We start from the raw sequence: 8,766 nt of genomic DNA, 5'->3' as shown, positions 1-8,766 counted from the left end.
GTACGGAGTCGACGTCGATGCATCGGGTGCTCCTGGGGTGCCGGGGGACGGGGGTTGGTGAAGCGGCTGCCCGGATCTTGCAATCTGGGCTGAAAATTTCGGAAAGATTACAAGCCGATTTCATGTGCTGTCAATGCATGGACGCTGGTCACTGCCCGGACCGGCGGCGTGGGGCCGCGTACACGCGCCGGGCGGCGGGACGGTTCGACAGCTCGCCGAGATTTTTTCCACCGACGCTGATCCGACCGGGCGCCGGCTGCGTACTGGAGTGGGAACAGGGTCGGCCGGTGGTACGCCGCCGCGAGACGATCGAGGAGCACATGGCCCGCGCTACGCAGAACGAGAAGGCGCCTGCCGTCCGTACCAGCAGCAGCAGCCGAGGGATCCGCGTACGGTCCCGGGCCCAGGTGCTGGCGCTGTCCGCGTCCGGACTCGCCGCGCTGTGGGCGCTGACCATGCTCACCGGGGCCGGTCAGGCGGCGTACGCGATGGGCTTCTTCTTCACCGAGTTCTTCGCCGGCGTGATCGCCCTGGTCGCGTTGAGCCTCACCGTGATGATGGGGCTGCTCGCCACCGACCGGCTGGTGCTGCTGATCCGGCACCGGGTGCTGTTGCAGTCCGCGCACCGGGCCACCGGCATCCTGGGCGTGGCCGGGCTGGGCTTCCACGTCGTCACGAAGATCGCCAGCGGCCGGGCGGGGCCCACCGACACCATCGTCCCCTTCGTCGGTGGGCGGGGCCTCTACGTCGGCCTCGGCACCATCGCCGCGCTGCTCATGGTGAGCGTGCTGTGGACCGGCATCATCCGGGCCCGCTTCGCCGGCGTCGGTCCGAAGTGGCTGTGGCGGGCGCTGCACTCCGCCGCGTACCTCTCCTGGCCCTTCGCCATCTTCCACGGCCTCGGTGCCGGCCGCCCGCCCGCGGGCTGGGTCAGCCTCAGCTACTTCGCCTGCGTGCTGCTGGTCGTGGTGGCGCTGCTGGTCCGGCTCTCGGTGACCCTTCAGCGGCGCAGCCGCGAGCGGCACCAGGCCGCCGTCCTCAACGAGGCGATGACCGGCAGCAAGTCCACCGAGGAGACCCGGGGCAAGTCGCTGCTCGGTACCCTGACCAGCCGGCGCGGCGAGGTCGACGACGGCCGCGAGAAGCGGACCCGCCGGGACATGAGCTGGGCCGAGAGCACCTCCGGCACCTGGGCCAGCCCCACCATCCGACGCAACGACCCGGAGCGGTTCACCGTGCCGGTGGTCCCGGAGCCAGGCACGCTGCGCGAGCCGGCCCGGCCCGGCCGGGACCGCCGCGACGAGGAGCTGGAGCCCGTCGTCCGGCGCGCGTCCCGGCGGGACGAGGAAGAGCTGGAGCGGGCCGTACGCCGGGACACCGAACTGATCGAGCCGGTGTCCCGCCGCCGGCGCGACGAGGAGCCGGCGCCCCGGCGGACCTCCCGCCGGGACGAGGAGCTGGAGCCGACCGGCCGGCGCTCGGCGCGGACCGACGACGACCTGGCGCCGGTGAGCCGCCGGACCCGGCGCGACGAGGAGCCGACCCGACGGCGGGCCTCCCGCCGTGAGGAGGAGCGCGAGCCGGTGGGCCGCCGCTCGACGCGCCGCCGCGAGGAGGAGCTGCTGGAGGCCGACCGTGAGCCGGTCGGCCGGCGTCGCCGCGACGACGAGGAGATCGGCCGGTCCCGCCGGTCCCGGGTGGACGCCGGTGCCCGCTACTCGTCCCCGCCGGAGCCGGCCGTGGACGAGCCGGAGGAGCCCTGGGACAGCCCGCGCCGGTGGGAGTCGAACGCGCCGACCTCCGCCGATCCGATCTCCGGCACCCCCATCTCCGGTTCGCCGATCTCGGGTTCGCCGATCTCGGCCGCGCCGCGCAGCGGCGGTGGACGGCACAGCGCCGAGGACGAACTGCCGGCGGCCGAGGCCGACTACTGGCGGCCCCCGGCGCGGTACGCCCCGGACGACGACGCCGACGACGACACCCCGACCCTGGTCGACCTCGCCTCCCGGCGGGCCCGCCGGGCCTCCGGGGACAGCCGGCGCCGGCGTCGGGCCGACCCGGACAGCGTCGACGGGGCGTACTGGGCGGGCCTGCGGGGTGAGGCCAAGTGACGATGCGTACCACCGTGCCCCCGGTGGCCTGCGTCGGCGAGCCCCGGCTCACCGCCGGGTTCGCCGAGTTCGGCCGGCTCGACCTGCGCGCCCACGAGATGGTGCACGGCGCGATCAGCCCGATGGAACCGTCCCACCTGCTGAGTCTGGCCGAGGGCATCCAACTCAAGGGCAAGGGCGGCGCCGGCTTCCCGTTCGCCCGGAAGCTGCGGGCGGTGCTGGAGTCCTGCGAACGCCAGGACCTGCCGCCCGTGGTGGTGGTCAACGCCACCGAGGGGGAGCCGGCCAGTTGGAAGGACAAGGTGCTGCTCACCCGGGCCCCGCACCTGATCCTCGACGGGGCCGCCCTGGCCGCGTACGCGCTGGACGCGGAGGAGATCGTGCTCTGCGTGGCCGACGACCTGGTCGGCCGGGACTCCCTCATGGAGGCGCTGGACGAGCGCCGGATGCCGGTGCCGACCAGTGTGGTGACGGTGCCGCACCGGTTCATCAGCGGTGAGGGCGGCGCGCTGGTCAACGGGATCAACGGGCTGCCGCACATCCCGCCCGGCACCAAGAAGCGGTCCAGCGACTCGGGTGTCAACGGATTGCCCACGCTGCTGTCCAACGCCGAGACGTACGCCCAGATGGGGGTGGCCGCCCGGCTCGGGCCGTACGAGTACGCGGCGCTCGGCACCGACGACGAGCCCGGCACCGTGCTGCTCAGCGTGACCGGCGCGGCGAAGCGGCACGCGGTGGTCGAGTGCGCCGCCGGCACCCCGCTGCGGGAGATCCTCGAACTCTGCGAGGTGCCCGACGGACCCGGCATCCTGATGGGCGGCTACCACGGCAAGTGGATCACCATGGCGGCGGCGGACCAGGCCGAGGTCTCCCGCAAGGGGCTCGCCGCGATCGGCGGCACCCTCGGCGCGGGCATCATCGTCCCGCTCGCCAACGACACCTGCCCACTCGGCGAGGCCGCCCAGGTGGTGCGCTACCTGGCCGGCGAGTCCGCCGGGCAGTGCGGACCGTGCAAGCGGGGACTGCCCGACCTGGCCCGCGCCGTCGACCTGGCGGTCTCCGGCAGCGCGCCGGTGGAGGTCGTCCGCGCCGCCGCCGGCGACGTGAAGGGGCGCGGCGCATGCAGCCACCCCGACGGTACGTCCCGCTTCGCGCTGTCGGCGATGGAGGTCTTCGCCGAGGACCTGACGAAGCACACCACCGGTGAGGGCTGCGGCCGGCGGGTCAAGGGCATGTTGGGCCTGCCCGGCGCACCCGACCCGGACCCGCAGAAGCTGGTGCTGGACTGGTCCCGGTGCGACGGTCACGGGCTCTGCGCCCACGTGGTGCCGGACTTCATCCGGCTCGACCAGAACGGATACCCCGCCTTCCCGCCCACCCCCGTGCCGACCTGGCTGCGGGAAGGCGCGACAAAGGCGGTCAAGGTGTGCCCGGCACTCGCGTTGCGGCTGACCAAGGCCTGAGCGACGGACCGAAGGAGATGCGGATGCGGTCGGCACGCACGACGAGACGGTCCACCGGAGCGGTCGCCGCCGTCCTGCTCGCCGCCACGCTGGCCGCCGCCGGCTGCGCGGCCGACACCGGCACCGAGGCGGTCCGGCCGGTCGGCGCGCCGCCCACCGCGACCCCGGCGGTCGCCGCCGCGTCCCCCTCGACCGGGCCGGCCGGCCCGGTACCCGTACCGGACACCCTCCGGTTCACCGGGAAGACCCTGGACGGCGCGGCGTTCGACGCCGCCGCCCTCGCCGGCCGGCCGGTGGTGCTCTGGTTCTGGGCACCGTGGTGCGCCACCTGCGCCAGCCAGGCGTGGACGGTGGCCGAGATCGCGCCCGGGTTCCGGGACACCGTGCCGATCATCGGCGTCGCCGGGCTCGGCGGCCACAGGGCGATGACCGACTTCGCCACCGAGTTCGAACTCGGCCCGGTGCCGCAGCTCGACGACCGGGAGGGGGTGCTCTGGCGGCGGTTCGAGGTCGTCGAGCAGAGCACCTTCGTGATCATCGACCGGGACGGCCGGGTGATCCACCAGGGCTACCTGGACGGCGAGGACCTCACCCGCCGGGTCACCGCAATGGCCGCCTGACGCCGGCGCACCCGGCCGCGAGCGTCGGGACCGCGCGGCGCGGCCCCGACGAACCGGTCAGCGTGGGGTGAGGCGGTCGGTGCCCAGGCGGTCGCGGAGCACCTCCGGCACCAGCACCGAACCGTCCGGCTGCTGGAACTGCTCCAGGATGGCCGGGAAGAGCCGGCTGGTCGCCAGCGCCGAGCCGTTCAGGGTGTGCACGAAGCGGGTCTGCTTGCCACCCGGCTCGCGGTACCGGATCGCCGCCCGGCGGGCCTGGTAGTCACCGCCCCAGGAGACCGACGAGACCTCCTTGTACTTGCCGGTGCTGGGCATCCACACCTCGATGTCGAGGGTCTTGCGCATCGACGCGCTGGCGTCGCCGGCCGCCAGCAGGCTGCGCTGGTAGTGCAGGCCCAGCCCTTCGAGCAGGCTCTCCGCGTGGCTGACCATCTGCTCCAGCGCGGCATCCGCCTGCTCGGGCAGGGTGAACTGGAAGATCTCCACCTTGTTGAACTGGTGGCCGCGGACCGTGCCCCGCTCGTCCGAGTGCGAGCCGGCCGCCTCGCGCCGGTAGCAGGGGGTGTACGCGAACACCTTCAGCGGCAGCTTCGCGGTCTCCAGGATCTCGTCCTGGTACGCCCCGAGGATCGCCGTCTCGGCGGTGGGCAGCAGGAACTGCCCGCGCGGCGCGGACTGCTTGTCCAGGTGGTAGACGTCGTCGTAGAACTTGGGGAACTGACCGGCGGCGAAGCCGGCGGTGTCCAGCAGCAGGTGCGGCGGGAGCAGGAACTCGTACCCGGCCTCGATGTTCCGCTCGATCAACCAGTTGATCAGCGCCCACTCCAGCCGGGCGCCCAGTCCGGTGTACATCCAGAAGCCCGACCCGCCCAGCTTGACGCCGCGCTCGTGGTCGACCAGGCCCAGCATCCGGCTCAGCTCCACGTGGTCGCGGACCTTCTCGATGGCCGGCGGCTCACCGAAGGTCTTCACCACCCGGTTGGCCTCCTTGCCGCCGGGGACCACGTCGTCGGCGGGCAGGTTGGGCAGCTCGCTCATCACGGTACGCAGCCGGGACTGCACCTCGTCGAGCTCGGCCTCCAGCTCGGCGATCTGCTTGCGGCCGGCCTCCGGGGTGGCCACCTCCGGCTCGGCACCGGCCCGCTTCGCCTGTGCGTACGCCCGGGCCTCGGCCTTGCGGCGCTGGCGCTCCCCGTCGATCTCACTGATCAGCCGGCGACGCTCCCGGTCGAGGTGCTGGATCTCGTCCAGCACCCGGTCGACCTCGGCGACCTCCAGCCGCTTTGTCAGCGCGGTCGCCACTGCGTCGCGATCCTTCCGGATCAACTCCATGTCGAGCATGCTGCTCCGTACGCCTCCAGGTCGGGCCGACTTGGAGATGCTACCGCTGGGCCCGGACCGCCCTGCCTCCCGCACCCTCGCGGATCACAGCCGGATCGGCATCAGGATGGAGAAGGCGCCCTCGTCGTCCGGGCGGCGGATGGCCAGCGGGGTGATCGGGCCGTCCAACTCCAACACCAGTTGCGGGCCGCCGGCCGCGTCCAGCGCGTCGAGCAGATACCCACGGTTGACTCCGACGCGCAACTCGGTGGGGTCGGCGCCGACGAGGTCGTCGGGGCCGAGCACACGCAGCGCGTCCCGGGCCCCCAGCCCCAGCACGGTCACCGGCAGGGTCTCCCCGGCGTACTCCCGGGTGACCACCGGCTCGCCCGCCCGCAGCGCGCTGACCAGCCACTCGGCGTCGACCGGGACACGCCGGGCCGGGCCGCCGCCGGCCGAGCGGGGCAGCAGCGCGAGATAGTCCGGGAAGTCGTACGGCAGGGCGGTGGCCCGCAGTTGCTGCCCGGCCACGTCGGCGACGACCTCCCGCCCGGCCAGGGTCAGCCGTACCTCGCCCTGGTCCTGCTCGCCCAGCGGCCGGCGTAACTCGTCCACCGCCGCCACCGGCAGCAGCGCCCGCACCGCCGGGCCGTGCACCACCGCCTCGGCCCGGGACACCGCGAGCCGGTGCCGGTCGGTGGCCACCAGCCGTACGCCGTCGCCGGCCACGTCGAGCAGGACGCCGGCCAGCGCCGGCAGGTCGGGGTCGGTGCCGACCGCGAACCGGACCGCGTCCACGGCGGCGGCCAGGTCGCGGCCGGTCAGGACGAGCCGGGTGACCGGTGGCGGCTGGTCGGTCGGCAGCAGGGAACGGATCCGGGACACCTCCCGGCGCGCGTCGGTCAGGCCGTCCTCCAGCCGGCGCAGGTGCGTGTCGAGCAGCCGGTGGACGACCGGGGGTTCGGCGCGTACCGCCTGGGCGATCTCGGCCACCGGCATGCCGACCCGGCGTAGCCCGGCCACCAGCCGGGCCGGTGCCACTTGGTCGTCGGTGTACCGGCGGTACCCGGTGGCCGGGTCCACCCAGGCCGGGACCAGTACCCCGGCGGCGTCGTAGAACCGCAGGGCGCTGACTGTCAGCCCGCTGGCCCGAGCCAGCTCACCGATGCTGCGTAGGTCGCTCTCCACGGCCCGATCCTGCCGCCTCGACCTGGTCGAGGGTCAACCGCGGCCACCCCACACCTACCCGTCGGGTCCGTGCCGCCCGCCCGGGTTCGTGCCCGCCCGCCGCAGCTGCCCTCGGACGCTGCGGGACCGGGCGCGGTGTTAAGAAGGGGCCCGTCCTCTACCGCAGGCGTTAAGAAGAGGCCCTTCCTTCGTCCAGGACGCGGAAGGTGAGGCCGGCGGCGGTGAGGCGGTGCAGCAGGGCGTCGCCCATCGCGGTGACCGGCGTGACCTGACCGGAGGTGGACGGCAGGTCGTCGAAGGCCAGGCAGAGGGCCGACTCGGCGAGCATCTTGGCGGTCTCGTCGTACCCGGGGTCGCCGCCGGCCACCTCGGTGACCACCCGCCGGCCGCCACCGGAGCCGACGAACCGGACCCGGAACCACGACTTCGCCCGCTGCTCGGCGGTCGGCCCCTGGCCGGAGGCGAGCCGGCCGAGCAGCCAGCGCCGGGTCGGCGGCAGCTTCACCAGCCCGACCAGGGCGCCCAGACCGGCACCGGCCGCCAGCACCGTCGGCAGCCGCTTCACGGCCGCGAAGTGCCGGTAGCGGAAGTCCGGCCCGTACTCCGCTCGGGCCGCCGCCGAACGGCGTACCACCTGCGGGTCGATGGTCGGCAGCGGGACCGCCCAGACGGGTAGGTCCGGCGACCGGGCCAGCTTGCCCGGCACGGCGCGGACCTTGCGGTCGGCCGGGCGTGGCTCGACCGCCCGGCGCTCGCGGGCGGCCCGGGAGGTCTCACCGGTACGCGAGAAGGAGGTCAGCGCCGAGTGGTACGTGCCGGCGGAGAACCGCCCGCCGGCCCGGACGTAACCGTCCACAGTGATCGGCACTGCGGCGGGCAGCTGCTTGATCGTGAACCAGACACCCAGGTCGTGCGGGATCGAGTCGAAGCCGCAGGTGTGCACCAACCGGGCGCCGGTGCGTACCGCCTCGGCGTGGTGGCGCAGGTACATCAGGTCGACGAACTCCGGTTCGCCGGTGATGTCGAGGTAGTCGGTGCCGGCGGCGGCGCATGCGGCCACCAGCGGCTCCCCGTGTTGGATGAACGGCCCGACGGTGCTGGCCACCACCCGGGCGGCCGCGGCCACCGCGTGCAGCGACGCCGGGTCGGTGGCGTCGGCGGTGAGCAGCGGCAACCCGGTCAACGCCGGGTCGATCGCGGCCAACCGGTCCCGGACGGCGGCCAGCTTGTCCGGGTTGCGTCCGGCGATCGCCCAGCTCAGCCCCGGTGGCGCGTGCCGGGCCAGGTACTCCGCGGTGAGCCCGCCGGTGAACCCGGTCGCCCCGAACAGCACGACGTCGTACGTCCGCTCCGCAGCCATCCCGCGATCATGCCACCCCGGCCGCCGGACCGCCCGCCGCGCGATCGGCAGCGGGCAGGTTTCCGCCGAGCGCCGTCCTTACCCCGGCGGAGGCGCCGGCCGATCGGCGGGGGACCGGTCGGCGCGCAGCACCTCGCCGGTCTCGGCGAGCTGCTTGACCTGCCGCAATGCCTGGCGTACCAGCAGCCCCGGGTCGTCATCAGCCACCAGGTGTGCGGCCAGCCCGGGCGGCCAGCTCGGTGCCCCGGCCACCGGGGGCACGGCGCAGCTCGACCCGGACCGCGCCGTCGAGCCGACGCAGCGGCTCCGGCCATTCGTTCCCGGGAAGCACCTCGGCCGGTGGGCGGCCGACGGTCACCACCTCCCACCGCCCCCGGGCGCCGGCCGGGGCCTGCCTCCTGGCCAGCCGGGCGACGGGCCCGCGCCGGTCGGCCCCGGGTGCCGGTCTTCCGACCGTCCCGGCGACGGCACCGCGGCGGTCGGCCCAGCGGCGGGCGAGTGCGGTTCGGCTCGTCCGGACCGCCGCCTCGCCGAGGACTCCGGCCGCCGCGAGCACCGTGCCGATCCGTCCCACCCCGTACCTCCGGATCTCTCCACGCCATTTCCACCGTCGCCACGGACGGGGTGAACCGGGCTCGCCCGGAAGGGGTGAACCGTCGCCGGTGGGGTAACCGCCCGCCGCAGGACCGGGGGAGGGGAACGCG

General features: G+C 74.3%; 6 protein-coding genes and 1 pseudogene. 3 read left to right on the top strand and 4 right to left on the bottom strand.

The window, feature by feature from the left end; translation table 11 throughout:
• The first annotated feature begins 137 nt into the window (after positions 1-137).
• The 3 genes from C1I95_RS29040 to C1I95_RS29030 are packed head-to-tail and all read left to right on the top strand — an operon-like array spanning position 138 to position 4,194.
• Positions 138-2,111, top strand: a complete 1,974-nt coding sequence (locus C1I95_RS29040; protein ID WP_233513958.1) for a hypothetical protein — start codon at positions 138-140, stop codon at positions 2,109-2,111.
• A 2-nt stretch (positions 2,112-2,113) separates the two neighbouring features.
• Complete coding sequence (locus tag C1I95_RS29035) at positions 2,114-3,574, top strand: NADH-quinone oxidoreductase subunit NuoF family protein (protein ID WP_111218605.1); 1,461 nt, start codon at positions 2,114-2,116, stop codon at positions 3,572-3,574.
• A gap of 23 nt (positions 3,575-3,597) precedes the next feature.
• Entirely contained in the window at positions 3,598-4,194 is a 597-nt protein-coding gene (locus C1I95_RS29030; protein ID WP_111218607.1) for a redoxin domain-containing protein, read from the top strand.
• Between the two features lie 57 nt (positions 4,195-4,251).
• Here C1I95_RS29030 and serS read toward each other — a convergent pair whose 3' ends face one another.
• The 4 genes and pseudogenes from serS to C1I95_RS29010 form a co-directional block, all read right to left on the bottom strand.
• The gene (serS, locus tag C1I95_RS29025; RefSeq protein WP_111218603.1) at positions 4,252-5,535 is read right to left on the bottom strand and encodes a serine--tRNA ligase; all 1,284 of its coding nucleotides are present in this window, start codon (positions 5,533-5,535) and stop codon (positions 4,252-4,254) included.
• An 84-nt stretch (positions 5,536-5,619) separates the two neighbouring features.
• A complete protein-coding gene (locus tag C1I95_RS29020) occupies positions 5,620-6,702 on the bottom strand; it encodes a DNA polymerase III subunit beta family protein (protein WP_111218601.1) in 1,083 nt (360 codons plus the stop codon).
• A gap of 169 nt (positions 6,703-6,871) precedes the next feature.
• Positions 6,872-8,062, bottom strand: a complete 1,191-nt coding sequence (locus C1I95_RS29015) for a saccharopine dehydrogenase family protein (RefSeq protein ID WP_111218599.1) — start codon at positions 8,060-8,062, stop codon at positions 6,872-6,874.
• 78 nt (positions 8,063-8,140) lie between these two features.
• Positions 8,141-8,468: pseudogene (locus C1I95_RS29010) on the bottom strand (hypothetical protein).
• Between the last annotated feature and the right edge of the window lie 298 nt (positions 8,469-8,766).

The organism is Micromonospora craterilacus (assembly GCF_003236315.1).
Taxonomy (GTDB): Bacteria; Actinomycetota; Actinomycetes; order Mycobacteriales; family Micromonosporaceae; genus Micromonospora; species Micromonospora craterilacus.
Note: the sequence above shows the minus strand (reverse complement) of the source record. Positions and strands in the feature narration are given on the sequence as shown.

Excerpts from the sequence above, each read along its gene's own strand:
- C1I95_RS29030 (WP_111218607.1), top strand. The coding sequence starts at position 3,598 with ATGCGGTCGGCACGCACGACGAGACGGTCCACCGGAGCGGTCGCCGCC.
- serS (WP_111218603.1), bottom strand. The coding sequence starts at position 5,535 with ATGCTCGACATGGAGTTGATCCGGAAGGATCGCGACGCAGTGGCGACC.
- C1I95_RS29035 (WP_111218605.1), top strand. The coding sequence starts at position 2,114 with ATGCGTACCACCGTGCCCCCGGTGGCCTGCGTCGGCGAGCCCCGGCTC.
- C1I95_RS29040 (WP_233513958.1), top strand. The coding sequence starts at position 138 with ATGGACGCTGGTCACTGCCCGGACCGGCGGCGTGGGGCCGCGTACACG.
- C1I95_RS29015 (WP_111218599.1), bottom strand. The coding sequence starts at position 8,062 with ATGGCTGCGGAGCGGACGTACGACGTCGTGCTGTTCGGGGCGACCGGG.